Below are 26078 nucleotides of genomic sequence, written 5' to 3'. Positions count from 1 at the left end.
CTCCTTTTTGATTAGGAGGTGGATCACGACCCAAATGCATAGGACCGGCCGTGCGCCAAAAGAGCCTCACGCAAAAGTCGAGCTCGGCGGCCTTCCTGCTATGGACCTTGCCACCAAGCGCCTCTGACCGAATGTCGCCTAATTCGGGAGGCTCTGGAAAGAATAGAGGTCACTTTCGAGTTCGTGCGCGCTTCGTACGACTCGGCTTGGTATCCATCCATCCGGACTTAGGCGTGGCCGGAAGAAGCCTTTAATCGTACAGATTGCCAAGACGAGCCAGACAGCGACAGCGTAAGTACCAAGACGCAACGACCTGCGTTTGAGAGACATAACAAGTATGGGGAAAAGGAGTAGAGAGCATGCTGTCACTAAACCCTGAAGAGGGGCATCAAAGCTGAACGGTATGATGAGCAAAACTGTTAGAAGCCATGCGATAACGCATAGTGAAACCCAAAGCGTTCGTACGTGCAAAAGCACATCGAAAAGATAAGGTTTTCCTACTGCGGCTCTGGCGATCTCTCCAGCTCCATAGGCATACCCGCTTTTGACTCGGTTCCATAGCAACTTGTATGCACCAATCGTATAGCCGAAGTGATCCACTGCCACCTTGTCGAGCCGCGTCAGTCTCCAACCAAGCGCACGAAGGCGTGCTCCAAGTTCGAATTCTTCAAAAGCATGAAGATTCATATCGGAAAGATAGCCAACACTTTCTATTGCTGCACGCCTGTACAATCCACCGCCATTCAGGCGGTCAGTGTCGCCAGCTTGCGGAGTGTTATTGTTCCGAGCGGCCCTGGCAGCAAACTCTAGATTGTCTAGATTCATGTCACGGATGACTCCGCCAACCCCGGCTAATCGATGATCACTCTCTAATGTTGCCAATGCAGCTGTCAGGAAGTCCTGGTAAAGGACCATGTCACCGTCAAGGAGGTAGATGAAATCACCCGAGGAGTACTGATAGCCGAGTTGCGGTGCTGAACCGCACCCACGAGATGTCGTGTGCTGAAGCTGTACGATGGTGATCGGATAGGCTGAAGCGATCTCAACAGTTCTGTCGGTTGATACACTATCCGCAAGAATGACCTCGCCGTCCAAGCCCTTCAATGCGGCCAAGCTGCTTTCGATGGAACGCGCGATATTAGTCTCTTCATTTAGCGCCTTGATGATAATGCTTACCTTCATGACAGCCTTTTCAGATTTCAAGTTATACAAAATCAAACATATCCTTTGCAGATGTTTTCACCAAAGATGTTACTCTTGTTGTTATTTTTGAATTACATTGATCTGCACGACATATTCTCATACCATCTGCAGTTAAGGATATTTACTGTATAAAATAATTTGAATCATAGGAGTTTAGCAGTGGGAAATGGCAGTGTTTCAGGTCACTTGCGTAGTAATCCTCCTTCGCAGAGTGACGCCCTTCTAAGTGAGACCTGTGCGGTTGGCGAAATCGCGATATCGATGGACTGTGAGTGATGCTCTCCACCCCGCTAATCGCAGATCTCCGAGCTTCAGGTCTTCGCAGATAGGGTCGTAGGGGGATTGCAGCGCAGGAGCTTGGACGCCAGCTTCAGCTTTAAGCCTGCTCCTCTGCCTCACCCTTGTGTCAGTCCCGAATGTTGTAAAGGCCGACCCGATGTTGTAAAGGCACACGGGTGTCTTCAGGCGCTTGTTCCGACCCTTGTGGTAGGCCTGCGCGATGGACTGGATCGATTCAGGAGTTTTCTTGCGGGTCTGCGCGATGGTGCCTAACCTGCGACGTGTTCCTGCCTCCGACCGAACAGGTTCCCCCGCCAGAAATCTGCCCTGATGTGGCATTCGGCGTGCGCCTTTCGCTGTTGTCAGTTTTGTTTGGAAGAGTGGATTTGGCGGATGAATGCTCCCGCGCCTAAAGTCTCGTTCGTGTCCCTGGGCTGCCCGAAGGCCCTGGTTGATTCCGAGCGCATCATCACGCAGCTTCGTGCTCAAGGTTACCAGCTGACCAAGGAGCATGACGGGGCCGATGTGGTGATCGTCAACACCTGCGGCTTCCTCGACAGCGCCAAGGCCGAGTCCCTAGAGGCCATCGGCGAGGCCATGGCCGAGAACGGCAAGGTCATCGTGACCGGCTGCATGGGCGCCGAGCCCGAGCAGATCCGCGACCAGTTCCCGAACGTGCTCGCCATCACCGGCCCGCAAGCCTACGAATCCGTGGTCTCGGCCGTGCATCAGGCCGTGCCGCCGGCCCACGACCCGTTCGTGGATCTCGTGCCGCCGCAGGGCGTGAAGCTGACGCCGCGCCACTATGCCTATCTGAAGATCTCCGAGGGCTGCAACAACCGCTGCTCCTTCTGCATCATCCCCAAGCTGCGCGGCGACCTCGTCAGCCGGCCCATCAGCGACGTGCTGCGCGAGGCCGAGAAGCTGGCCAGGGCCGGCGTCAAGGAGCTCCTGGTGATCTCGCAGGACACCAGCGCCTACGGCCTCGACATCAAGTACCAGCCGAGCCTGTGGAAGGATCGGGAGGTCCGCACCCGCTTTTTCGAACTCGCCAAGGAGCTGGGCGAGCTCGGCCTTTGGGTGCGCATGCACTACGTCTACCCCTACCCTCATGTGGATGAGGTCATCCCGCTGATGGCCGAGGGCAAGATCCTTCCCTATCTCGACATCCCCTTCCAGCACGCCTCCCCGCGCGTTCTGAAGTCTATGCGCCGTCCCGGCAACCAGGAGAAGACCCTGGAGCGCATCCACAAGTGGCGCAAGATCTGCCCGGATCTGGCCATCCGCTCGACCTTCATCGTCGGCTTCCCCGGCGAGACGGACGAGGATGTGGACTTCCTCATGCAATGGCTGAAGGACGCCAAGATCGACCGCGCCGGCTGCTTCCAGTACGAGCCGGTCCAGGGCGCGCCCGCCAACGACATCGCCGGCGCCGTTCCGACGGAGGTGAAGGAGGAGCGCTGGCACCGCTTCATGCAGACCCAGCAGAAGGTCAGCGCCAGGATCCTCAAAGCCAAGGTCGGCAAGACCCTGCCGGTCATCATCGACGAGCAGGGCGCGACGGTCGCCACCGGCCGCACGAAATACGACGCGCCCGAGATCGACGGCGTCGTCTATGTCGCCTCGCGCCAGCCACTGAAGCCGGGCGAGATCGTCAACGTGAGGATCGAGAGCTCGGACGAATACGACCTGCACGGGACGGTGGTTTAACCGCTCCCCTCGCTTATAAATCACAGCCGTCATCACCGGCCTTGTGCCGGTGATATCGAAATGAGAGGCGTCGCGATGTCATTCCCGGCCGGAGATGGCGAAGCCATCGGAGGGGAAGGGAATCCATAGCGCACCGCGTGTGAGTGGATCCCCTTCCCTCGCTCCGCTTGGCCTGAGGATGACACTGTCGCGCCGACGGCTTGATGTCGGCAACCAACGAAAAAGGCAGCCGGTCGCCCGGCTGCCTCGATCCTTGTTCAGACCCGCGCAAGCCTTATTGCGGAATCTTGTCCTCGATGCCCTTCACGTAGAAGTTCATACCGAGCACCTGCTCGTCGGACAAGGCACCCTTGCCCTTGCACTCAATCTCCTTGCCGTCCTGACCCATGATCGGGCACTTGAACGGATTGAGCGAGCCGGACTTGATGGCGGCCTCGGTCTCCTGCGCCAGCTTCTTCACGTCGTCGGGCATGTTCTTGTAGGGCGACATCACGACCATGTGGGCATTGATGCCGCCCCAGGTGTCTTCCGACTTCCAGGTGCCGTCGAGAACGGCCTTGGTGCGGGCGACGTAGTAGTCGGACCAGTTGTCGACGATGGCGGTGAGCTGGGCCTTCGGGGCGAAGCGCTCCATGTCGGAGGCCTGGCCGAAGCCGAACTTGCCACGCGCCTCGGCGGCCTGGATCGGAGCCGGGCTGTCCGTGTGCTGGGCCAACATGTCGACGCCCTGGTCGAGAAGCGCCTTGGCGGCGTCGCCTTCCTTCGCGGGATCGTACCAGGTGTTGGCGAACACGATCTTGATCTTGACGTTCGGGTTCACCGACTGGGCGCCGAGGTAGAAGGCGTTGATGCCGGCGATCACTTCCGGGATCGGGAAAGCGCCCACATAGCCGATGGTGTTCGACTTGGTCATCTTGCCGGCGATCTGGCCGATGATGTAGCGGCCCTCATGGAACTTCGCCGCATAGGTCGAGAGGTTCGGGTTACGCTTGAAGCCGGTGGCGTGCTCGAACTTGATGTTCGGGTACTTCTTGGCAACCTTGAGGGTCGGCTCCATGAAGCCGAAGGAGGTCGTGAAGATCAGGTCGTGGCCGGTGCGGGCCAGCTGCTCGATGGCGCGCTCGGAATCGGCCTCGGGCACGCTTTCCACGAAGGTGGTCGTGACCTTGCCCGGAAAGGCCTTCTCGATGGCCTGGCGACCCTGATCGTGCTGGTAGCTCCAGCCGTGATCGCCCACTGGGCCCACATAGATGAAGCCGACCTTGACCTTGTCCTTCGGCTGCGCGACCGCAGCGCCGGCCGACAGAGCCAGGACTGCGGCCCCCGCCAAGGCTCCGTAGACTTTACCTGAAAACATGCTCGTTCCCTCGAGTTTGGATTTCCACCATTTCGTCGCAGGTCTGAAGGCTTATGGCAAGAATTCCTCTGCCTACACTTTGGTCAGATTAACATCAGTTTGATCAGCGGTCAGGCACGAACGGAACCCCGAGGGATCCGGGCGCTCCGATGGCCCTGCCATGACGGATGGAAAGGAGCAGCAAAGCCAGGATCGTTGCCAGATAAGGTACCGCCGAGAGGAGCTGCGACGGCACCCCGAATTGGGCCGCTTGAGCGTGCAGTTGGAGCACAGTTGCCGCCCCGAAGATGTAGGCGCCGACCAGCACCCAGCCGGGCCGCCAGGCGGCGAAGACCACGAGCGCCAGGGCGATCCAGCCCCGTCCCGCCGTCATTCCGGGCGACCAGAAGCGGGTATAGACGAGGGCGAGATAAGCGCCCGCCAGGCCGGCGCAGGCGCCGCCGAACAGGATCGCCCAGAAGCGCACCCGCCACACCGGCAGGCCGAGCGCATTGGCCGAGGTGTGGTTCTCGCCGATGGAGCGCAGGGTCAAGCCCGAGCGGGTCCGCATGAGGTAGAGGCCGACCAGGACCGTCAGCACGATCGAGGCATAGACGAAGAGATCCTGCTCGAAAAACAGGCGCCCGACGACGGGGATGTCGCTTAAGATCGGGATGTCGAGGGGCGCGATGGGATCGCGCCGCGCGCCGACGAACGGAGCCCCGATCAGCCCGGAGAGCCCCAGCCCCAGGATGGTGAGCGCGAGGCCCGAACCGGTCTGATTGGCGGCAAAGCCCAGGACGAGCAGCGCAAACAGCGCCGCCATGAGGGTGCCGGCCAGCATGCCCGCGGCCACGCCGATGAGCGTAGAGTCGAAGGTCACGGCGGCGGCGAAGCTGCAGGCGGCGCCCATCGCCATCATGCCCTCGACGCCGAGGTTGAGCACGCCGGAGCGCTCCGTCACGAGCTCGCCGAGGGCCGCGATCAGCAGCGGCGTGGAGGCGGTCACGATGGTCAGCAGAATGGCCTCGACAATGGTCATTTGCCCCCTCCCCGTGTGGCGAAGCGAATGCGGTAGCTGACCATGGCATCGGCCGCGAGCACGCACATCAGCAGGATGCCCTGGAACGCCTGGGTGAGATCAAGCGGCAGCTTCAGCAGGATCTGCGCGCTCTCGCCTCCGATGAAGGTGAGCGCGACGACCAAAGCCGCCAGCAGGATGCCGACGGGGTTGAGCCTGCCGAGGAACGCCACGGTGATGGCGGTGAAGCCGTATCCAGGTGAGATCGATGGCTGGAGCTGCCCGATCTGGCCAGAAACCTCGGAGATGCCGGCCAACCCGGCGAGGCCGCCCGAGATGGCGAACACGGCCATCGTGGTCGCCTTGGAGCTGAAGCCGGCAAAGCGCGCGGCGCGGGGCGCATCCCCGGTGAGCTTGAGCCGATAGCCGAACAGGGTTCGGCCGAGCACGACGGCCGTGACCAGGACGGCAATGGCTGCAAACACCGCTCCGTAATGCACCCGGCCGCCTTCCAGAATGGGATGAAGCGTCGCCGAGGGATCGAAGGTCACCGATTGCGGGAAGTTGAAGCCCTTGGGATCCCGCCAGGGCCCGCGCACGAGATAGTCGAGGATCAGCTGCGCCACATAGACCAGCATGAGGCTGGTGAGGATTTCGTTGACCCCGAAGCGGGTCTTCAGGAAAGCCGGGATCAGCCCGTAGAGAGCGCCGCCGATGACGCCCAGCAGCAGCATGAGCGGCAACACCCAGGCACCGGCCTCGGTGCCGTGGGTTTTCAGCGCCAGCCAGCCCCCGAGCACCGCCCCGATCACATACTGCCCCTCCGCGCCGATGTTCCAGAGATTGGCGCGAAAGCAATAGGACAGGCCGATGGCGATCAGCGCCAGCGGCGTCGCCTTCACGAGAAGCTCCTGCAGCGCCCAGGGATCGCTCAGGGGCTGGAGGACATACACGTCGAAGGCGGCAACGGGCGAGCGGCCCATGAGCCAGATCACGAAGCCCGCGATCAGGAACGCGGTGATGAAGGCCGCGACCGGCGCGAGCGCGCGCATCACGGGAGAAACATGGGTCCGGGGCGTCAGCTCAAACCGCATGGGCGCCCCCGTGAGCCTGCGCGACACCGAGCATTTCGAGTCCGACGGCCTCCCTGGTCCATTCGCCGATCGGCCTCAAGGGGCTCAAGGAGCCGTGGTGAATCACGGCCATCCGGTCCGCCACCTCGAACAGTTCGTCGAGATCCTGGCTGACGACCACCACCGCGCTGCCGGCGCGGGCGAGATCCACGAGCGCCTGGCGGATGAGGCGCGCGGCGCCCGCGTCGACGCCCCAGGTGGGCTGGTCCACGATGATGAGCTTAGGCTTGCGGATGATCTCGCGGCCGATGACGAATTTCTGCAGGTTGCCGCCGGAGAGCTTGCGCGCCTGCGGGTCCCCCTCGGGCGTGCGCACGTCGAAGCTTTGAACGATGGAGCGGGCGAGCCGCTTGGCGGCGTTCACCAGGATGAAGCCCGATCGGCTCACCTCGGCGGCGGCATGGGAGATCAGGGTGTTCTCGCTCAGGCGATGGCTCGGGGCCGCCGCATGGCCCAGGCGCTCCTCCGGCACGAAGGCGGCGCCGAGCCGCCGGCGTGCATCGATGCCCATGATCCCAGAGGCCTTGCCGGCGATGACCACCGCATCGGCGCGGTCGGCCGGACGCTCGCCGGACAGGGCGGCGAAGAGCTCGCTCTGCCCGTTGCCCGCGACGCCTGCGATGCCGACGACCTCACCCGCGCGCGCCACGAGGTTGATGTCGCGCAGCGCCTGTCCGTGCAGCCCCGCCGGCGGCATCGACAGGTTCGCGACCCTGAGGATCTCCCCTTCCGGATGATGCGGCGCGTCCGTACGGACCTCGCCGACCTCGTTGCCGACCATGAGAGCCGCGATCTCCCGTGCGCTCTTCGCCCGCGGATCGATGGTGGCCACCACCCGTCCCGCGCGCAGGATCGTTGCCCGGCGGCAGAGGCGGCGCACCTCTTCCAGCTTGTGGGAGATGTAGAGGATGGAGCAGCCCTCGGCCGAGAGGCGGTCGAGGGTCGTGAAGAGATGCTCGGATTCCTGTGGCGTCAGCACCGAGGTCGGTTCGTCGAGGATGAGCAGGCGCGGGTTCTGGAGCAGGCACCGGACGATCTCGATCCGCTGACGCTCGCCGGCGGAAAGGGTCCAGACGGCCCGGTCCGCATTAAGTGCCAGACCGTAGGTGCTGCTGATCTCGCCCAGTTTGCTGCGGACCGTGGACAGGTTCCATTCATCGGAGAGCGCAACGGCGATGTTCTCCGCCACGCTCAGTTCGTCGAAGAGCGAGAAGTGCTGGAACACCATGCCGAGGCCCAGCGCCCTCGCCTCGACCGGAGAGCCGATGGAGACCGGGCGGCCCTCCCAGCGGATCTCGCCGGCGCTCGGCTCGATCACACCGTAGAGGATCTTGACCAGGGTCGACTTGCCGGCCCCGTTCTCCCCCAGCAGCGCATGGATCTCGCCCGGCTCGATCGACAGGTCGATCCCGTCGTTCGCGAGAAGGTCGCCGTAGCGTTTGCTGATCCCTTTAAGTTCGACGAGGGGCGCCCCCGAGGGTGGTACGTCTGCCTTCACACAAGCGTCTCTGACTTAAAGGTTGAAGCCGGGTCGGAATCTGCACATGAATGACGGCCCGTACGGAGCCTGGCAAGGCCCGCACCGGTTCGTCACTCCTTTGTGAGCCTGATCATAGGGATGCGCTGCACCGGTCGGCAATGGCGAATCCTTGGTTTATTGTGAGTCCGCGACCCGTCCACAGAATGGTGAGAAGGCAAAGCCTTGACCGAGAGCACCTGTAACATTGCCGTCGTCGGCGCCGGAGCCGTGGGCCTGAGCGCCGCCCTGGCCTTTGCCCGCGACGGCTTCAAGACCGTTCTTATCGGAGGGCTCGACGTGCGGCGGGACGGGCGGACTGTCGCCCTCCTCAACGGCTCGGTCCGCTTTCTGGAAGCGCTCGGCGTCTGGCCGTCCGTCGCATCGGAGGCGGCGCCGCTCGAAACCATGCGGATCGTCGACGATAGCGGCAGCCTGTTCCGCCCTCCGCCTGCCTCCTTCCGGGCCGGGGAAATCGGTCTCGATGCCTTCGGCTGGAACATCGAGAACGCGACCCTAGTCGAGAAGCTGGCCGAGGCCGCCGGGACCTGCGGGAACCTGACCCTCGTGCCGGAATTCGCAATCGGCTTCGCGACGGACGGAGCGGGAGCCACCCTGACCCTCGCCAGCGGCACCATCAGGGCCAGCCTCGTCGTGGCGGCGGACGGGCGCAATTCCAAGCTGCGCCAGATCGCAGGCATCGGCACGCAGACCTGGTCCTATCCGCAATCCGCCGTGACGGTGATCCTCGCCCATGACCGGGATCACCGGGAGACCTCGACCGAGTTCCACACCCGTCACGGGCCTTTCACGCTGGTGCCCCTGCCCGGCCGACGCTCGAGCCTCGTCTGGGTGACGAGCAAGGCCGAAGCCGAACGGCTCTCGACGCTCGACGACGCGGCCCTCGCGCTCGCCATCGAGCGGCAGGCCCAGTCGCATCTGGGCGCCATGCGCATCGACGGCCCGCGCGGGCTCGTGCCGATGACCGGCCTGTCCGTGAAACACTACCGGGCTGCGCGCCTCGCCCTCGTCGGCGAGGCCGCCCATGTGTTTCCGCCCATCGGAGCGCAGGGCCTCAATCTCGGCTTCCGCGACGTCGCCTCCTTGCGGGACGCGGTCGTCGACGGGCAGAAGGACGGTCATGAGCCCGGATCGGAGGAGACCCTGATCGGCTACCAGCGCGGCCGGGACCTCGACGTCCGCCTGCGCACCACGGCCGTGGACGGCCTCAACCGCACGCTGCTCACCGGCATGATCCCCACCGATTTCCTCCGCGGCGCCGGGCTTCTGGCGCTCAGCAACATCGGCCCTTTGCGCCGGGTTGTGATGCGCGAGGGTGTCCTGCCGCGCGTAGGCGTGCCCCGGCTGATGCAGGGCGTGTCGTCGGTGTCAAACTCTAACCTCACCGCTGTCATTCCGGGGCGCCGAAGGCGAGCCCGGAATCCATAACCGCTAACGGAATGAAGAAAGGCGCTGCGGATATGCAGTGCCTTTTTCTTTAGATGCCGTGTTTATGGATTCCGGGCTTCGCTGCGCGGCCCCGGAATGACACCAACTTACTTTCTCACGTGATGGCTGGGCTTATCCCGGCCATCAACACCTTAAGCGAGTTGTAGACGTGGATCCCCGGAACAAGTCCGGGGATGACGCGGGGTGTCGTGTCGGGCGTATGGTTTCAGCCTTCAAGGAAAAAGGTCGTATGGCACCGCACCGGTTTTCGTCGTGACGTAGAGGATGCCCGTCAGGGTGAACATCGAGACCAGGGTTCCGACGAGCACGCAGGCCGAGGCGCGCTCCACACCCACGTTGTACTGCGTCGAGATGACGAAGATGTTCAGGGCCGGCGGCAGGGCGGCCATGATGATCGCCGCGTAGGTCCACGCGGGGCCGAAATCGCCCAGCGCGGAGAGCACCACCCAGACCAGGAGCGGATGCAGGATCAGCTTGATGAAGGCCAGGATCGGCACCTCGCCGGGCATCTGCCGCAGGGGCCGCAAGGCTACAGTAACGCCGAGGATGAACAGGGCGCAAGGCGCGGCCGCACCCGAGAGCCAAGTGACGATCTGATCGGCGGCCTGCGGCAGCCGAAGGTGCAGATAGCTTGCCGCAACGCCGATGGCGGTCGCGATGTTGAAGGGATGGGTTACGACGCGCCAGACGATCCTGCGGATCGTGGCCGGCAGGCTGAGCTTGTCCACCCCTGCGAAGGACATGAGCAGCGGCACGACGGAGAACAGGAACAGGCTGTCGAAGACGAAAATCAGCACCACCGGAGCGCTGGCCGAGGTGCCGATGGCGGCGAGGATGAGCGGCGGCCCCATATAGCCGATATTCGAGTAGGAGCCGGCCACGCCCTGCATCACCGATTGCGGCAGATCCCTGGTGTAGCGCCAGCCAGTGGCGAAGGAGAGCGCGAAGGCGCAAGCCGTCGAGAAGGTGGTCGCGAGAATGAAGGGCCAGTTCGCCAGCTCATCCAGGGGCTTGTCGGCAATCAGACGGTAGAACAGGCAGGGAAGAGCCACATAGATCAGGAAGAACTGCATCCAGGCAAGGCCCGCCTCCGGCTGCTTGACGACCTTGCCGCAGAAAAAGCCGAGCCCGATCAGGCCGAAGAAGGGGGCGAGCAGGTTGAACAGCCCGATCAGGTCGGACATGGGCGGCTCCAGGCATCGGGACGGGGCGGATGAAGGTGTGGAGCCTCCTTCTGGCAAGGTTCCAACCTTGCGGCAATCCCACCTTTCGGAAGGCCCATAGTCCTAAAATGCAGGGCTGATCGACAGGAACTCCGCTCTCCTGATCGTGAGGACCGCGGGATTTGGTGTTTCCCGCGAGGACCTTTATATGAAGGCCCAGGAGTGAAGACCATGAAAGCGAGTTCAGCCAAATTCGCAATCGGCCAAGTGGTCCGGCACCGGGTGTTCGACTTCAGGGGGCTCATCTTCGATGTCGACCCCGAATTCGACAACACGGAAGAATGGTGGCTGTCCATCCCCGAGGATGTCCGGCCCCGCAAGGACCAACCCTTCTACCACCTCTTCGCCGAGAATGCGGAAACCGAGTACATCGCCTATGTCTCCGAGCAGAACCTTCTGCTGGACGATTCAGGCGAGCCGCTGCGCAACCCGATGATTGCGGAGATGTTCACGCGGCACAAGAACGGCACCTACAAGACCAAGCCTATCTTCGCCCATTGAGGATAGTTTATATTAAAACGAAAACGCCGGGCTCATCGCCCGGCGTTTTCGTTTGTCGAGAGATACAATCTTACGGCTTGGGAGCAGTCTGTGCGGCCGGAGCGGCAGCACCAGGGGCAGCGGGCGCGCCCGGAGTGCCGGCACCGCTGTTCAGCATCTTCTGACGCATCTCTTCGCTCTTCTTCTGCAGCTCTTCCTGCAGCTTCTTCTGCTGTTCCTCGAGCACCTTCGGATCGATCGGAGCGCCGTCGAAGGCCTTGCCGAAGCCGGCGGCCGGAACGGCGAAGGTGATCTCGCGGCCCATCTGGTTCTGGACGCTGACATTCATGTTGGCGCCCTTCTTCAGGGAGGCGATGAAGTCGTCCTTCACCTGGGCCTCGGCGAAGCAGCCGTTGGGCAGGCACATGACATAGCGGCCGGCGACGGCCTGACCCTGATCGACCGCGAAGCGCAGGCCGGGCTGCAGAAGCAGGCCGAGCGGCATCACGAAGCGAACGACCTTCTGCGCCTGCTGGCCCTTCACGTCATAGACGGCGAGCGCCAGAACCGGCTGGCCCTGATCCGAGACGAAATCGCGGGTGGTGTAGCAGATCTCGGTGCTGGTGTTCTGGTCCTTGCCGCAGACCTTGGTCCATTCGGGCTGGGACGGCTCGGCCTTCACCTGCACGACCGTCGGGCCTGCACCCTGCTGCGGCTGGGCGCCCTGAACCGGCGGCTGGGCGGCCGGCTGAGCCGGAGGAGCTGCGGGACGGGCCGGCTGGGCAGCCGGAGCGGCGGGCCTCTGAGCGGGGGCTGTCTGGGCCGGAGCCGTCTGAGCCAGAACGGGTGCGCTCACCAAAACGGCCAGAGCTGCTGCCAGGCCACGGGTCCCCCCCAGGCTCGCGAAGCGTGTCGCGAATGACATGTCGTTAGATCCTCTTCAGTCGAAAGGTCGGCTTTCGAATTGGCCGTTGATCCGGCGCGTTCTTAACCTGTGATGACGTGGTCAAATCCTTGCCCAATGTGGCGAAGACAAGACGTGTGGCGCTCCTTTAACCTTTCATGTGATAGGTTTCCAGTCACCTTGGGCAAAATTCTGTACAACATTGCCCAGGTTAGTGCTCGCACCGGGAGTGCCATGGGCCGCTGGCTTCTACGAAATCTGCTGTTTTCCGTCACCCTCACCCTGATGGCCCTCGGCGCGTCCGCCCAGGAGGCGGGAATCCTGCGGCATGGCATCGCGATGCATGGGAAGCCCGCGCTGGAGCCCGGCTTCGCGCACCTGCCCTATGCCGAACCGAAGGCTCCGAAAGGCGGGCGAATCACGCTTGCCCTCCAGGGGACCTTCGACAGCCTCAATCCCCTGATCGTTCTGGGCGTCGCTCCGGACGTGGTGCCGCGCTACGTGCTCCAGAGCCTGATGATGCGCTCCGCCGACGAACCCTTCACGATCTACGGCCTCCTCGCCCGCGCCGTGGAGATGCCGGAGGATCGCAGCTTCATCACCTTCCACCTCGATCCCCGGGCCCGCTTCTCGGACGGCCATCCTCTCACGGCGGAGGATGTGCGCTTCTCCTTCGAGGTGCTGAAGAAGCATGGCAAGCCCTTCCACCGGTCGAGCTTCAGCCAGGTCAAGGCGGTGGAGATCCTGGACCCGCACCGGATCCGATTCGACCTGTCCGGCTCCAACGACCGGGAACTGCCGCTGCTCATCGGGATGATGTCGATCTTTCCGGCCCACGCGACCAACCCGGACACCTTCGACAGGACAACCCTCGCCGCGCCCATCGGATCGGGACCCTACGCCCTGACCGAGGTGAAGCCCGGCGAGCGGGTGGTGCTGACACGGCGCAAGGACTACTGGGGCGAGAGCCTTCCCATCACCCGCGGCCTCTACAACTTCGACGAGATCCGCTACGATTTCTATCGCGACGCCAACAGCTTGTTCGAGGCTTTTAAGGCGGGACTTTACGATTTCAGGATCGAGGGCGATCCGGGCCAGTGGGCCACGGGCTACGACATCCCGGCCGTCAGGGACGGCCGTGTCGTCCGGGAGACCCTGGCCACCCGGCTGCCCAAGGGCATGAACGGCTTCGTCTTCAACACCCGAAAACCTCTCTTCGCCGACGTCAGGGTTCGCGAGGCCCTGAGCTACCTATTCGATTTCGACTGGGTGAACCGCAACCTCTACTTCGGGCAGCTGACCCGCTCCGACAGCTACTTCTCGGGCTCGGACCTCGCCTCCACGGGCCGCCCTGCCGACGAGCGGGAGCGGGCTCTCCTCGCCGCCGCCCCGGGCGCCGTCCGGGAGGACATCCTCTCAGGACGCTGGGAGCCGCCGGCCGGCGACGGATCGGGCCGGGACCGGGGCATGGCCCGCCGCGCCCTGGCGCTCCTTTCCGAGGCAGGCTGGACGCTCGACAACGACGTGCTGCGCCGGAAGGGCACGGGGGAGCCCTTCGCCTTCGAGATGCTGGTCAACTCCCGTTCGCAGGAGCGCCTGGCCCTCAACTACTCCCAGTCCCTGAGCCGGATCGGCGTTCAGGCGCGGGTGCGCCTCGTGGACGACGTGCAGTACTGGCGGCGCCTCGCCCGCTTCGACTTCGACATGGTCCAGTGGCTCTGGCCCTCCTCCCTCTCCCCCGGCAACGAGCAGCGCAACCGCTGGGGCTCGGCCGCGGCGCAAAGGAGTGGGTCCCATAACCACGCCGGGGTAGCGTCGCCTGCGGTAGACCGCCTCATCGATGCGCTACTGGAAGCGGAAAGCCGCGAGGATTTCGTCTCGGCCGTCCGCGCCCTCGACCGCACCCTGCTGTCAGGCTTCTATGTCGTTCCCTTGTTTTACCTGAAGGATCAGTGGCTTGCCTATAACAGCGACCTGAGGAAGCCGGAAAAGGCGCCGCTCATGGGAACCAATATCGACACGTGGTGGCGACGGCCGAACTGATCTCGAGGGCTATTCTGTAACCCTTATTGTTGAGCTTCCATTCATGTAGACAATGAAACTAATGCCCTGCTTCGACGTTGGGTGAGTACCTCCTGTCTCACTGTCGCGTCTTAACGCAGGGTATCACCATGAATGGAATGCCGAAGGTTCTCGTCGTCGATAGCGGCGCGCGTGCTCCCGAGAGCGCTCTGTCCGCAGAGCTGGCAGGCATGGGATATGCGAGCGTGACGACCCCCTTCGAAGCAGCCGACGACGTTCTGGCCCTCATGCCCAGCCCCGCGGCTGTGGTGCTGCAGATGCCCCGCCATGCCGACTGGGCGGAGCGCAGGCGGTTCCTCGACCTCGCCCGCCGGCTGCGCAAGAACCTGGCGGACAGCGGCACCCCGGTCATCATCACGGGCGGCGTGAGCGGCGCGGCCACCATGCTCCAGAACGAGCTCAGCGTGAGAGCCGTCGCCGCACCGGAACTCTAACCCTCAAGCAGCCGGAAAGCGTCTTTCTCCGTTTTGGCCTGATCTTCGCTCGTCCTGAAAAAGCCGGCCGTCCTCGCACGCGCACCTGTCAGGGTGCGGTAGATGGCAATCGTGCTGCCCGGTCCTCCTCCCGTATGCCCGACCACCCTACGACCTGAGCTCGTTTCTCCGGTCATGACACCGAGCCCATAGCCGGGCACCGTCCATGGCCGCTCCGGCACAGGACCGGGAAGCACAAACGGCGTGAGCATTTCGCCCAGCAGCGAGGGCGGCAGCAGGTGGCCCGCCATCAGGCGATCAAGCAGGAGCACGGCATCGGCGACGCTCCCCGCAAGAAGCCCGTGATACACCCATCCCGGGTGATATCCCGCAGCGCTTCCCAAGGCGGCATGCGCAAGATCCGCTCGCTTCCCTGCAATGCGTGCGTTCTCGATTCCGAGCGGCTTCAACACGAAGCGCCTGAGAGCCTCATTCAGATCGGAGCCGGAGATGGTCTCGACCAGCTGACCAATGACCAGGTAACCGATGTTGGAATAGTCCCACCCCTCGCCTGCAGGATAGCGAAGACGATCGGCATCGAGGCGGCTGAGGAGTTCGGGAACGGGCCAGGGTTCGTCGTTGCGCTCGACGGCCTCATGATAGGCTCGAAATCCGCCATAGTTCGCCAGGCCGGAGCGGTGCTGCAGCAGATGCCGGAGGGTGTAGGGCTTGTCCGCGACGGGATCGTCCAGCCCGACGAGGCCGTCGCGGACCAGGACCAGAGCCGTTGCCGCCAGAACAGTCTTGGTGAAGCTCCACCAGGGCACGAGCCGGTCGGCATCGTGGCTCTCTGCCACGATGCCATCCTCGACAAGAGCCCAGGCCTCAACCATCAGGCCGCCTTCTTCTCCGCAATGCGCACGAGATCGCGCAGGATCGTCGTCGACGCCTTGATGCGCTCGTCAGGGCTCTCGATGTCGCGAACGAACACGATCTTCATGTCGGGCCGCACCTTCGCGAAGGAGGCCTGCTCGGTGACGTAGGAGATCAGGCCTGCCGGATTGGCGAAGGAATTGTCGCGGAACGAGATGATGATGCCCTTCGGACCGCCGTCCACCTTCTCCACATTGGCGCGGCGGCACAGCACCTTGATCGCCATGATCTTGAGAAGCTGGTCGACCTCGGATGGCACCGGCCCGAACCGGTCCACCATCTCCGCCCGGAAGGCGCCGATCTCCTGGTCTGTCTCGAAGGTCGAAAGGCGGCGGTAGAGACCGAGCCGCAGCTGCAGGTCGGCGATGTAGCTCTCCGGAATCATCACCGGCGCACCGACCGCGATGGTGGGCGACCACTGATCCTCCGTCGGCTCCTCGATGCCGGCCTTGAGCTGCGCCACCGCCTCCTCCAGCATCTGCTGGTAGAGCTCGTAGCCGACCTCCTTGATGTGGCCGGACTGCTCCTCGCCCAAGAGGTTGCCCGCGCCGCGGATATCGAGATCGTGGGAGGCGAGCTGGAATCCGGCGCCCAGGGTGTCGAGGGTCTGCAGCACCTTGAGCCGCCGCTCCGCCTGCACGGTCATCGGCTTGTTGGCCGGCACCGAGAACAGGGCATAGGCGCGGGTCTTGGAGCGTCCGACGCGGCCGCGCAGCTGGTAGAGCTGCGACAGACCGAACATGTCGGCACGGTGGACGATCAGCGTGTTGGCGGTCGGGATGTCGAGGCCCGATTCCACGATCGTGGTGGAGAGCAGGATGTCGTACTTGCCCTCGTAGAAGGCGGTCATGACATCCTCGAGCTGGCCCGCCGCCATCTGGCCGTGCGCCACCGCGACTTTCGCCTCCGGCACCTCCTTGTCGAGGAAGGCCTTCACCTCGCCGAGATCGTCGAGACGCGGCACCACATAGAAGGCTTGGCCCCCACGGTAGCGCTCGCGCAGCAGCGCCTCGCGGATGAGCAGCGGGTCGAACGGCGTGATGAAGGTGCGTACCGCCAGCCGGTCGACCGGCGGGGTCGTGATCAGCGACAGCTCGCGCACGCCGGTGAGCGCCAGCTGCAAGGTGCGCGGGATCGGGGTCGCCGACAGAGTCAGCACGTGGACCTCGGCCCTCAGCTCCTTCAGGCGCTCCTTGTGGGTCACGCCGAAATGCTGCTCCTCGTCGACGACGATGAGGCCGAGATCCTTGAACTTGATCGACTTGCCCAGAAGCGCATGTGTGCCGATAACGATGTCCACCGACCCGTCGGCCAGTCCCTCCTTCGTCTTCTTCATCTCGGCCGCGGGCACGAAGCGGGAGGCCTGGCCTATGTTGAGCGGCAGGCCGCGGAAGCGGTCGCAGAAGGTCTTGTAGTGCTGGCGCGACAGCAGCGTCGTCGGCACCACGACCGCCACCTGCTTGCCGCTCATCGCCGCCACGAAGGCGGCACGCAGCGCCACTTCGGTCTTGCCGAAGCCGACGTCGCCGCAGACGAGGCGGTCCATCGGGCGCCCCGATCCCATGTCGTCGAGCACAGCCTCGATGGCGTTGAGCTGGTCTTCCGTCTCGTCATAGGGGAAGCGGGCGGCGAACTCGTCATAGAGTCCTTCCGGCGGCGTCAGGCGCGGAGCATCCTTCAGGATGCGGGCGGCGGCGATCTTCATGAGCGCGCCCGCCATCTCGCGGATGCGCTTCTTCATCCGCGCCTTGCGGGCCTGCCAGGCCCCTCCGCCGAGCTTGTCGAGTTGGACCTCCGTCTCCTCCGAGCCGTAGCGGGTCAGAAGCTCGATGTTCTCCACCGGCAGGAACAGCCGGTCGCCGCCGGCATAATGCAGCTCGAGGCAGTCATGCGGGGCGCCAGCCGCCTCGATGGTCTTCAGCCCCTCGAAGCGACCGATGCCGTGATCCACGTGGACGACGAGATCGCCCGGCGTCAGCGCCGCGACCTCAGTGAGGAAGTCCTGCGGCCGCTTGGACTTGCGCTTCTGGCGCACGAGGCGGTCGCCGAGGATGTCCTGCTCGCTGATGACCACGAGATCGGCGGTCTCGAAGCCGGCTTCCAGCGGCCAGATGCCGACCGGAATCTCGTTGCGCGGATAGGCCTGCGCATCGGAGAAGCGGGCAATCGGCTTGGTCTGGCGCAGGTCGTGGTCCTGCAGCACATGGCACAGGCGCTCGCGCGAGCCCTCGGACCAGGCGCCCAGCATCACGCGCTTCTTGGCGGCCTGCAGGTCGCGGATATGGCGGATGACCGCCTCGAACACGTTGGCGTTCTCGTCCGCCCGCTCGGCGATGAAGTTGCGGCCCTGCCGGACCTCGCAGTCGATCACAAGACGTCCGGGCGATTCCGGGATGGCGAAGGGCGTCAGGCGGGCCAGCGGGAGGGTGGCGGTTTTCTCCGACCACTCCTCCGGCTTGAAGTAGAGAGCATCCGGCGGCAGCGGGCGGTAGGGCGCGACGCCGGGCTGGTTCTGGCCCATGCCTTCCCGGCGGGCGTCATAGTAGTCCTTCACCTGAGCAAGCCGCTCGGCGGCCGCATCGTCGGCCAGCGCGTCGAACACCACCGGAATGCCGGGCAGATAGTCGAAGAGCGTGTCGAGATGGTCGTGGAACAGCGGCATCCAATGTTCGAGCCCCGGATAGCGCCGCCCTTCGCTGATGGCTTCGTAGAGCCGGTCGTCCCGGGTCGGGGCGCCGAAGGCCGCCACATAGGCCTGCCGGAAGCGCTTGATGCTCTCGGTGGTCAGCTGAACCTCGCTCATGGGGACAAGGTCGAGGGAGCGCAGGGTGCCGATGGTGCGCTGGGTTTCCGGGTCGAAGGCGCGGATCGATTCCAGGGCGTCGCCGAAGAAGTCGAGACGCACCGGATTGGGCAGGCCCGCCGGATAGAGATCGATGATGCCGCCTCGCACCGCATACTCACCCGTGTCACGGACGGTTCCCGTGCGCATGAATCCGTTGGCCTCCAGCCAGGCGATCAGCAGGGTGGTGTCGACGACGTTGCCGGGCGCGGCCGAAAAGGTTTCCGCCGCGATGCGGCTCTTGGGCGGCACGCGCTGGACGAGTGCGTTCACCGTGGTCGACAGGATGCGCGGCTTGTCCTCGGAGGTCTTGGAGCGGGCGAGCCGCGCCAGGGTCGTCATGCGCTGCGCCGTGATCGCCGCATTCGGCGACACCCGGTCGTAGGGCTGGCAGTCCCAGGCGGGGAACGTGAGGATCTCGATCTCGGGCGCGATGAAGCCGAGGCTGCTGGCGAAGTTCTGCTGCCGCTGCCCGTCGCGGGCCACATGGACGAGAACCGCCGGCCCCTCCACCTGCCCCGAGAGGCCGCGCGCGAGATCGGCGACAGCGAGCGCGTCGAAGCCGTCCGGAGCGCCGGACAGGGTCAGGCTTTGGCCTTTCTTGAGGGCATCGAGGGCGCGTGTCAGGGAAGGCTTCATGGTGGATTGTCGGGCCATAGGGTAAGAAACGCGGGCGATTCCGCACGGTTCGGTGGGTTAGAGAAAAGAGAGATGGTGTAGTCCGAGGCCGGGCCACCTGTCATCCCTGCTTAGAGCGCCTAGTTCGCTTCTCCTCGCAGAGAGCCGCCCTCCTCGTCATCACCGGCCTTGTGCCGGTGATCCCGATTGTTTGAGACGCCGCGCTTCATCGCATCGGGATGGCCGGAACAAGCCCGGCCATGACGGAAAGGGTGTCATTCCCGGCCGGAGCGTCAGCGGAGGGGAAGGGAACCCACGTTCTAGCGCGGTGTCAGTGATGGATCCCCTTCCCGGTCCTACGGACCGCCGGGGATGACAAGGTGGCATCAACTATGGATCGGCGACGTGTGGGTGTGGAACGCCTTGAGGCGCTTGAAGAGCGGCGTGTCGTAGTTCGAGGGCGTCTCGATCTCGCCGGTGATCCAGCCCAGAAGGTCCCGGTCGGTGACCTCGATCAGTCGCTCGAACTCGGCCAAGTCCTCCTCGGAGAGTTCTCCGATCTCCGCATCGGCGAAGCGGCCCATGATCAGGTCCATCTCGCGCATGCCGCGGTGCCAGGAACGGTACAGGATCTGCCTGCGGCGGGTGTCGAGTCCGGCGCTGCTGCGGGTCGTTCCGCTCATGACATTGCTCCGATCTGATAAGATTGCGTCGCCTCCGGGCGGCTTAGCGCATCGTGCGGACCCAGCGGGCCGCACTCAACGATGCGCCGCATAAAGGAGTGAGCATCGGACCCAAAAGCGCCTTCCACTTTTGGGTCCGATGCTCTAGCCGCTATATAACCATCTCCCTTCCCGTTGCTACCCATTTGAATGTCACTGCGTCCTTCCATTCTCGATCCGCTCTTCGCCCCGGCCAACACCCTGCCCGGGGTCGGACCTAAGATCGCCCCCCTGCTGGACCGGCTCCTCGGCGAGCCCGGCAAGCCGACGCGCGTCGCGGATCTGCTCTTCCACCTGCCGAGCAGCGGCATTTCACGGGAGATGAAGGGCTCCGTCGCAGATGCCCCCATCGGCGAGCCGGTCACCCTCTCCGTCACCGTCGTCGCCCACCGTCCGCCTCCGCCGGGCCGGCGCGCGCCCTACCGGATCCTGGTGGAGGACGAGACCGGCGACGTGACCCTGATCTTCTTCAACGGCCAGAGGGCGCGTCTCGAAAAGACCCTGCCTGTCGGCGAGCGCCGCTATGTCTCCGGCAAGATCGAGCTCTGGGAGGCGCGGCGCCAGATGGTCCATCCGGACCGGATCCTCGACGAGCGCAGTATCGAGAGCCTGCCAGCCGTGGAGGCTGTCTACGGCCTGACCGAAGGCCTGTCCTCGCGCATGGTCGGCCGCTATATCGGCGCCGCCCTCGAGAAGGTCCCTCACCTGCCCGAATGGCAGGATGCGGCCTGGCTCGACCGCAACGCCCTGCCCGAGTTCCGGCAGGCGCTCTTTGCCCTTCACCGGCCCGACAATGCGGCGCAGCTTTCCGAGGAGGCCATTGCCAAATCCGCCCCGCGCCGTCGCCTGGCCTATGACGAGCTGCTGGCCTCGCAGCTTGCCCTCGCCCTCGTGAGGAGCCGCATGCGGAGACTGCCGGGACGGGTGAATGCGGGCGACGGCCATCTGGTCGAGCGCCTGAAGGCCGCCCTGCCCTTCGGGCTCACGGCCTCGCAGGAAAAAGCCGTCGAGGACATCCGCCACGATCTCGTGTCCGACAAGAAGATGCTGCGGCTGCTCCAGGGCGATGTCGGCTCGGGCAAGACCGTGGTCGGCCTGCTCACCATGGCGAGCGCCATCGAGGCCGGACGCCAGGCCGCCATGATGGCACCGACCGAAATCCTCGCCCGCCAGCATTACGAACGCCTGGCGCCCATGGCCGAACAGGCGGGCCTGACCATCGCCCTGCTGACGGGGCGGGAGAAAGGCGTCGCACGCAGGACGATCCTCGCCGGGCTCGCCGATGGCAGCATCCAGATCGCGGTGGGCACCCACGCCTTGTTCCAGGAAGGCGTCGCCTTCCTGGATCTCGGCGTTGCGGTCGTGGACGAGCAGCACCGCTTCGGCGTGCACCAGCGTCTCGCCTTGGGTTCCAAGGGCGAGGCCGTCGACATCCTCGTCATGACGGCGACCCCGATCCCGCGAACCCTGGCGCTCACCTATTTCGGCGACATGGACGTCTCCGTGCTCAGTGAAAAGCCGGCCGGCCGCAAGCCGATCTCGACGAAGCTCATCGCCATCGACCGGCTCGACGAAGTCGTCGGCGGCATCGGGCGCGCCATCGCCAACGGCGATCAGGTCTATTGGGTTTGTCCTCTCGTGGGCGAATCCGAATCCATCGATCTCGCCGCAGCCGAGGAGCGGTTCGAGATGCTGAAGGGTTTCTTCGGCACCCAAGTCGGCCTCGTGCACGGCAAGATGGCGGGCAAGGACAAGGACGCCGCCATGGAGCGGTTCTCGGGCGGCGAGACCAAGATCCTGGTCTCCACCACCGTGATCGAAGTCGGCGTCGACGTGCCGAACGCCACCATCATGGTGATCGAGCACGCGGAACGGTTCGGCCTCGCCCAGCTCCACCAGCTGCGCGGGCGCATCGGCCGCGGCTCGAAATCCTCGACCTGCCTTCTCGTCTACAAGGGCCCATTGGGGCAGGTCGCCCAGGCCCGGCTCGAGATGATGCGCCAGACCGAGGACGGCTTCCGCATCGCGGAGGAAGACCTGCGGCTTCGCGGCGAGGGCGAGGTTCTGGGCACGCGCCAATCGGGCACGCCCGGCTTCAAGCTCGCCCGCCTCGAGGTGGATGGAGATCTGCTCGGAGCCGCCCGCGACGATGCCCGCCTGATCGTGGACCGCGACCCGGATCTCGTCAGCGAGCGAGGGCAGGCCCTGCGGGTGCTGCTCTATCTGTTCGAGCGCGATTCCGCGATACGGCTGCTACGGGCGGGCTGATCGAGGCGCAGCGCCATGATGCAGCGCCGTGCCGGATCGTGCCCGTACTCCGCGTCCCGTCGCAGCGTCTCGCGGTGGCCGGGACCTGCCGCATCAGCATCGACTTCGACGAATCCGAACCGGGCATAGAACGGCCCGTTCCACGGCACGTCACGATAGGTCGTCAGCGTGACGGCATCGAATGTCAGGCGTCTGCCATGCTCCATGGCAGCTTCCACCAGTCGGCTTCCAATGCCCTGCCGGTGATGGGATGCCGCTACGGAGACCTCGGCGATGTAGAAGTGCCCGTCCAGCTCATGCGCGGCGAGGAAGCCTGTCGGCTCGTCCCTTTCGTCGACAGCCACCCACAATGTTGCGGCCCGGCACAGGGATTCCAGCAGGGCGGGATCCATCGTCCCGTCGCTATCGGCCAGCCACGCCAGACCGACGCTCCTGAACGCGGACGCCGCAGAACGCTCGACGGCAGCGAGCTTGCCGATATCCGCCGGTCGAGCGAGGCGGATCGATGGCCGGAACCCGTTCACTCCACCGTCACGGATTTGGCGAGGTTGCGCGGCTGGTCCACGTCCTTCCCCATGAAGACCGCCGTGTGATAGGCGAGCAGCTGGATGGGAACCGCATTGATGATGGGCGCCACGATCGGATGCACCGACGGCATCACAATGGTGGCCATCGTCTCGAGGCCCGTTTCCAGAGCGCCCCGCTCGTCAGTGATCAGGACGATGCGTCCGCCACGGGCTGCGACTTCCTGCATGTTGGAGACGGTCTTTTCGAAGATGGCATCGTGGGGCGCGATGACGATGACGGGCATGGTCTCGTCGATGAGCGCGATGGGCCCGTGCTTCAGCTCCCCGGCCGCATAGCCTTCCGCATGGATGTAGGAGATCTCCTTGAGCTTCAGGGCTCCTTCCATCGCGAGCGGATAGGAAGTGCCGCGTCCGAGATAGAGCACGTCCTTGGCCTTCGAAAGCTCACGGGCGAGAACCTCGATCTGGTGCTCCCGCCTGATCGCCTCGGTGATCTGGCCCGGAACGGCAATCAGCGCATTCACCAGTTCCTTCTCTTCTTCGGCACTGAGCGTCCCCCTTGCCCGGCCGGCGGCGATGGCCAGCGAGAGGAGCACGGTGAGCTGGCAAGTGAAGGCCTTGGTCGAGGCAACGCCCACCTCGACCCCGGCGAGGGTCTGGGCGACCACATGGCTCTCGCGGGCCATGGTGGACGTCGGGACGTTCACCACCGACATCGTGTACTGCTTCTCGGCCGTGGCGTAGCGCAGTGAAGCCAAAGTGTCCGCGGTCTCACCCGATTGCGAGACGAAGAGCGCGAGACCACCCGGCTCCAGGGGAGCCTCCCGGTAGCGGAACTCCGAAGCGACATCGATCTCGACCGGGATGCGCGCTATGCGCTCGAACCAGTATTTCGAGATCAGCCCTGCCAGATAGGCCGTACCGCAGGCCGAAATGGAGATGCGTTTCAGGTCCTTGAAGTCGAACGGCAATTCAACAGGCAGTTCAACCCGTTCAGCTGCGAAGTTGACGTAATGGGCGAGCGTGCGTCCCACCGCCTCTGCCTGCTCGTGGATCTCCTTGGCCATGAAGTGGCGGTAATTGCCCTTGTCGGCCATGAAGGAGCCGGCCGGGACCTTGTGACGGGGCCGCTGGACCGGCCGTCCCGACTCGTCGTGGATCTCAGCACCCCTGTGCGTCAGGGTCGCCCAGTCGCCGTCCTCCAGATAGGCCACCTCGTCCGTAAACGGCGCCAGCGCCAGGGCGTCGGAGCCGAGATACATTTCGCCGTCGCCGTAGCCGATGGCCAGGGGGGCCCCATGACGGGCGCCGATCAGCAGATCGTCCTCGCCGGAGAACAGGAAGCCGAGTGCGAAGGCGCCGCGAAGGCGCGGCAGAGTTACGGCGACGGCCTCGATGGGACCGCGTCCCTGTCGGATCTCATAGGTCACGAGCTGGGCCACCACCTCGGTATCCGTTTCGGTCTCGAAACGGACGCCCTTGGCCTCGAGCCCGGTCTTCAACTCACGGAAATTCTCGATGATGCCGTTATGGACGACAGCCAGCTTGTCGGTGGCATGAGGATGGGCGTTGATCTCGTTGGGCTTACCGTGGGTGGCCCAGCGGGTATGGCCGATCCCGATGACGCCCGACAGCGGAGCCTGGGAGAGCTTGGACTCGAGATTTCGCAGCTTTCCCTCGGCCCGACGGCGGTCGAGCCGACCTTCTTCCAGAGTTGCCACGCCGGCGGAATCGTAACCGCGGTATTCAAGCCGCTTGAGAGCCTCCACGATCTGTGGTGCCACGGGCGTCTTTCCGATGATCCCGACAATTCCGCACATGATTAAGAACTTCCTTTTGCACCGCGACCAACGCTACGCTTAACGCCTGTCATATAGAGGCAGCCCCCTTAGGGCAGAATCAACTTGCGTAACCTATTGTGACAGCCGCGCTTATTTTCTCTTCTTGTCCTGGGATTTCTCCCGGAACGTGATGGCCCAGCCCTCCTTTACCGTCTGGCGCCCGCGCCCGAGACCCAGGGCATCGTCGGGGAGGCTTTCCGTGATTACTGAACCGGAGCCGACGAAAGCTCCCTTCCCAATCGTGATGGGCGCGACCAGCGAGGAGTTCGAGCCGATGAAGGCGCCCTCGCCGATTTCAGTCCGGTACTTGCCGAAACCGTCGTAATTACAGGTGATGGTGCCCGCTCCGATATTCGCCTTGGCCCCGACACTGGCGTCGCCCAAATATGACAGGTGGTTGACCTTGGCGCCTGCTCCGAGCTCCGTGTTCTTGATCTCGACGAAGTTGCCGACCTTCGCCTGGGAGCCGATCGAGGCACCGGGACGCAGACGCGCAAACGGGCCGACCTCTGCGCCCGAATAAATCCGAGCACCTTCAAGGTGGCTGAAGCTGTGGATGAGCGTGCCGTTCTCCACCACGACGCCTGGGCCGAAGACCACGTGCGGCTCGACGACGACATCCTGGCCGAACCGGGTGTCGTGACTCAGGAAGACCGTCTCCGGCGCCACGAGCGTCACCCCGGACGCCATGGCCGCCTGACGCAGCCGGTCCTGGATCATGCGCTCGGCGGCCGCGAGTTGAGCCCGGTCGTTCACCCCATGCACTTCTTCCTCTGAGACGACGGCGATGGCCGTCCTGTGTCCGAGGCTGCGGGCGATCTCGACGATGTCGGTCAGGTAGTACTCGCCCTTGGCATTGTTATTCTCGACACGGTCGAGAAGGGCTAGCGCCAAATCCCCGCGGATCGCCATGAGGCCGCCATTGCAGAGGGTGATAGCCCGCTCTTCCTCGGTTGCGTCCTTGTGCTCGCGAATGGCCAGAAGGTCGGTGCCCGAAGTGATGAAGCGGCCATAGCCGGCCGGGTCCTTGGCCTCGAAGCCCATCGCAACCACGGCCGCTCCTTCCGCCAGCGGAATGCGGAGCTTCGAGAAGGTCTCAGGAAGGATCAGAGGCGTATCACCGAAAGCAATGATCACGTCGTCGACCAGCTGCGCCAGCGCCTCGCGAGCGCTCAAAACCGCATGGGCTGTTCCGAGGCGATCCCTTTGAACGAAGATCCGGGCTTGGGTCGAAACCTTCTGGATCTCCTTGGCCACATCCTCCCGGTCGGGCCCGATCACGACCGCAGCATCCGTAGCGCCGGCCTGCGTGAGGGTCGCCAGCACGTGTCCCAGCATGGAGCGATTGGCGACCTGATGCAGGACCTTGGGCTTTTCGGACTTCATCCGCGTGCCCTCTCCTGCCGCAAGCACGATGGCTAGGCAAGTCCGGGCTGGCGATGAAGCGGCGTGAGTGGGGGTCATACAGTTTCAATCCAATGAGGGTCTGCCGTGGAGCTAAATCAGAAGAGGTAAATCGGCAATGGTTTCATGAGCAATCAGGCAGTTTCCCTCGTG

Annotated in this window: 19 protein-coding genes; 6 read left to right on the top strand and 13 right to left on the bottom strand. The window is 64.3% G+C overall.

Annotation, left to right across the window (positions count from 1 at the left end):
* Positions 1–138: 138 nt before the first annotated feature.
* Positions 139–1182, bottom strand: coding sequence for a glycosyltransferase family 2 protein (locus ILT44_RS17790; protein WP_204240954.1), 1044 nt, complete (start codon positions 1180–1182; stop codon positions 139–141).
* A 693-nt stretch (positions 1183–1875) separates the two neighbouring features.
* Here ILT44_RS17790 and rimO point away from each other — a divergent pair.
* Positions 1876–3192, top strand: coding sequence for a 30S ribosomal protein S12 methylthiotransferase RimO (gene rimO, locus ILT44_RS17785; protein WP_204240953.1), 1317 nt, complete (start codon positions 1876–1878; stop codon positions 3190–3192).
* Between the two features lie 274 nt (positions 3193–3466).
* On the opposite strand, the gene ILT44_RS17780 is transcribed toward rimO, so the two are convergent.
* The 4 genes from ILT44_RS17780 to ILT44_RS17765 form a co-directional block, all read right to left on the bottom strand.
* Positions 3467–4549 (bottom strand): BMP family ABC transporter substrate-binding protein, encoded by a 1083-nt coding sequence (locus ILT44_RS17780; protein WP_204240952.1) that lies wholly within the window; start codon positions 4547–4549, stop codon positions 3467–3469.
* A gap of 103 nt (positions 4550–4652) precedes the next feature.
* Positions 4653–5570 carry an ABC transporter permease gene (locus tag ILT44_RS17775; protein WP_204240951.1) on the bottom strand — a complete coding sequence of 306 codons (918 nt, stop codon included), beginning with the start codon at positions 5568–5570 and terminating at the stop codon, positions 4653–4655.
* Complete coding sequence (locus ILT44_RS17770) at positions 5567–6643, bottom strand: ABC transporter permease (RefSeq protein WP_204240950.1); 1077 nt, start codon at positions 6641–6643, stop codon at positions 5567–5569. Before ILT44_RS17770 ends, ILT44_RS17775 begins: the two co-directional genes overlap by 4 nt.
* Positions 6633–8180, bottom strand: a complete 1548-nt coding sequence (locus ILT44_RS17765) for an ABC transporter ATP-binding protein (RefSeq protein ID WP_204240949.1) — start codon at positions 8178–8180, stop codon at positions 6633–6635. The genes ILT44_RS17770 and ILT44_RS17765 overlap by 11 nt, the downstream gene beginning before the upstream one ends.
* Before the next feature lie 204 nt (positions 8181–8384).
* On the opposite strand from ILT44_RS17765, the gene ILT44_RS17760 reads away from it, so the two are divergent.
* Entirely contained in the window at positions 8385–9647 is a 1263-nt protein-coding gene (locus ILT44_RS17760; protein WP_204240948.1) for a UbiH/UbiF family hydroxylase, read from the top strand.
* Between the two features lie 233 nt (positions 9648–9880).
* On the opposite strand, the gene ILT44_RS17755 is transcribed toward ILT44_RS17760, so the two are convergent.
* Positions 9881–10852, bottom strand: coding sequence for an AEC family transporter (locus ILT44_RS17755; protein WP_204240947.1), 972 nt, complete (start codon positions 10850–10852; stop codon positions 9881–9883).
* 210 nt (positions 10853–11062) lie between these two features.
* Here ILT44_RS17755 and hspQ point away from each other — a divergent pair, with 210 nt between their 5' ends.
* On the top strand, positions 11063–11392 hold the full coding sequence (hspQ, locus tag ILT44_RS17750) for a heat shock protein HspQ (RefSeq protein WP_204240946.1): 330 nt from the start codon (positions 11063–11065) through the stop codon (positions 11390–11392).
* 70 nt (positions 11393–11462) lie between these two features.
* Here hspQ and ILT44_RS17745 read toward each other — a convergent pair whose 3' ends face one another.
* Entirely contained in the window at positions 11463–12296 is an 834-nt protein-coding gene (locus ILT44_RS17745; RefSeq protein WP_204240945.1) for an invasion associated locus B family protein, read from the bottom strand.
* Positions 12297–12509: 213 nt separating this feature from the next.
* Between ILT44_RS17745 and ILT44_RS17740 the strand changes: the two genes are divergently transcribed.
* A complete protein-coding gene (locus tag ILT44_RS17740; RefSeq protein WP_204240944.1) occupies positions 12510–14318 on the top strand; it encodes an extracellular solute-binding protein in 1809 nt (602 codons plus the stop codon).
* A 128-nt stretch (positions 14319–14446) separates the two neighbouring features.
* Positions 14447–14791, top strand: a complete 345-nt coding sequence (locus tag ILT44_RS17735) for a hypothetical protein (protein WP_204240943.1) — start codon at positions 14447–14449, stop codon at positions 14789–14791.
* On the opposite strand, the gene ILT44_RS17730 is transcribed toward ILT44_RS17735, so the two are convergent.
* The 3 genes from ILT44_RS17730 to ILT44_RS17720 form a co-directional block, all read right to left on the bottom strand.
* On the bottom strand, positions 14788–15663 hold the full coding sequence (locus ILT44_RS17730) for a serine hydrolase domain-containing protein (protein WP_204240942.1): 876 nt from the start codon (positions 15661–15663) through the stop codon (positions 14788–14790). The two genes, ILT44_RS17735 and ILT44_RS17730, sit on opposite strands and share 4 nt — an antisense overlap.
* A complete protein-coding gene (mfd, locus tag ILT44_RS17725) occupies positions 15663–19184 on the bottom strand; it encodes a transcription-repair coupling factor (RefSeq protein WP_204240941.1) in 3522 nt (1173 codons plus the stop codon). The genes ILT44_RS17730 and mfd overlap by 1 nt, the downstream gene beginning before the upstream one ends.
* A gap of 365 nt (positions 19185–19549) precedes the next feature.
* Complete coding sequence (locus ILT44_RS17720) at positions 19550–19846, bottom strand: FAD assembly factor SdhE (RefSeq protein WP_204240940.1); 297 nt, start codon at positions 19844–19846, stop codon at positions 19550–19552.
* A gap of 189 nt (positions 19847–20035) precedes the next feature.
* On the opposite strand from ILT44_RS17720, the gene recG reads away from it, so the two are divergent.
* Complete coding sequence (gene recG, locus ILT44_RS17715) at positions 20036–22153, top strand: ATP-dependent DNA helicase RecG (RefSeq protein WP_204240939.1); 2118 nt, start codon at positions 20036–20038, stop codon at positions 22151–22153.
* On the opposite strand, the gene ILT44_RS17710 is transcribed toward recG, so the two are convergent.
* The 3 genes from ILT44_RS17710 to glmU form a co-directional block, all read right to left on the bottom strand.
* The gene (locus ILT44_RS17710; RefSeq protein ID WP_204240938.1) at positions 22105–22677 is read right to left on the bottom strand and encodes a GNAT family N-acetyltransferase; all 573 of its coding nucleotides are present in this window, start codon (positions 22675–22677) and stop codon (positions 22105–22107) included. The genes recG and ILT44_RS17710 overlap by 49 nt on opposite strands.
* Entirely contained in the window at positions 22674–24500 is a 1827-nt protein-coding gene (glmS, locus tag ILT44_RS17705) for a glutamine--fructose-6-phosphate transaminase (isomerizing) (protein WP_204240937.1), read from the bottom strand. The genes ILT44_RS17710 and glmS overlap by 4 nt, the downstream gene beginning before the upstream one ends.
* Before the next feature lie 111 nt (positions 24501–24611).
* Positions 24612–25985: a bifunctional UDP-N-acetylglucosamine diphosphorylase/glucosamine-1-phosphate N-acetyltransferase GlmU gene (glmU, locus tag ILT44_RS17700; RefSeq protein ID WP_204240936.1), complete on the bottom strand. Its 1374-nt coding sequence runs from the start codon at positions 25983–25985 to the stop codon at positions 24612–24614.
* Positions 25986–26078: the final 93 nt, after the last annotated feature.

The organism is Microvirga arvi, from assembly GCF_016892765.1.
Lineage (GTDB): Bacteria > Pseudomonadota > Alphaproteobacteria > Rhizobiales > Beijerinckiaceae > Microvirga > Microvirga arvi.
This window is presented reverse-complemented; position numbering and strand designations above follow the sequence as displayed.

Bases quoted from the DNA above. Each gene is read 5' to 3' on its own strand.
- recG (WP_204240939.1), top strand. From the start codon at position 20,036: ATGTCACTGCGTCCTTCCATTCTCGATCCGCTCTTCGCCCCGGCCAAC.
- ILT44_RS17745 (WP_204240945.1), bottom strand. From the start codon at position 12,296: ATGTCATTCGCGACACGCTTCGCGAGCCTGGGGGGGACCCGTGGCCTG.
- hspQ (WP_204240946.1), top strand. From the start codon at position 11,063: ATGAAAGCGAGTTCAGCCAAATTCGCAATCGGCCAAGTGGTCCGGCAC.
- ILT44_RS17790 (WP_204240954.1), bottom strand. From the start codon at position 1,182: ATGAAGGTAAGCATTATCATCAAGGCGCTAAATGAAGAGACTAATATC.
- ILT44_RS17770 (WP_204240950.1), bottom strand. From the start codon at position 6,643: ATGCGGTTTGAGCTGACGCCCCGGACCCATGTTTCTCCCGTGATGCGC.
- glmS (WP_204240937.1), bottom strand. From the start codon at position 24,500: ATGTGCGGAATTGTCGGGATCATCGGAAAGACGCCCGTGGCACCACAG.
- rimO (WP_204240953.1), top strand. From the start codon at position 1,876: ATGAATGCTCCCGCGCCTAAAGTCTCGTTCGTGTCCCTGGGCTGCCCG.
- ILT44_RS17730 (WP_204240942.1), bottom strand. From the start codon at position 15,663: ATGGTTGAGGCCTGGGCTCTTGTCGAGGATGGCATCGTGGCAGAGAGC.
- ILT44_RS17755 (WP_204240947.1), bottom strand. From the start codon at position 10,852: ATGTCCGACCTGATCGGGCTGTTCAACCTGCTCGCCCCCTTCTTCGGC.
- ILT44_RS17740 (WP_204240944.1), top strand. From the start codon at position 12,510: ATGGGCCGCTGGCTTCTACGAAATCTGCTGTTTTCCGTCACCCTCACC.
- ILT44_RS17780 (WP_204240952.1), bottom strand. From the start codon at position 4,549: ATGTTTTCAGGTAAAGTCTACGGAGCCTTGGCGGGGGCCGCAGTCCTG.
- glmU (WP_204240936.1), bottom strand. From the start codon at position 25,985: ATGACCCCCACTCACGCCGCTTCATCGCCAGCCCGGACTTGCCTAGCC.
- mfd (WP_204240941.1), bottom strand. From the start codon at position 19,184: ATGAAGCCTTCCCTGACACGCGCCCTCGATGCCCTCAAGAAAGGCCAA.
- ILT44_RS17775 (WP_204240951.1), bottom strand. From the start codon at position 5,570: ATGACCATTGTCGAGGCCATTCTGCTGACCATCGTGACCGCCTCCACG.
- ILT44_RS17720 (WP_204240940.1), bottom strand. From the start codon at position 19,846: ATGAGCGGAACGACCCGCAGCAGCGCCGGACTCGACACCCGCCGCAGG.
- ILT44_RS17735 (WP_204240943.1), top strand. From the start codon at position 14,447: ATGAATGGAATGCCGAAGGTTCTCGTCGTCGATAGCGGCGCGCGTGCT.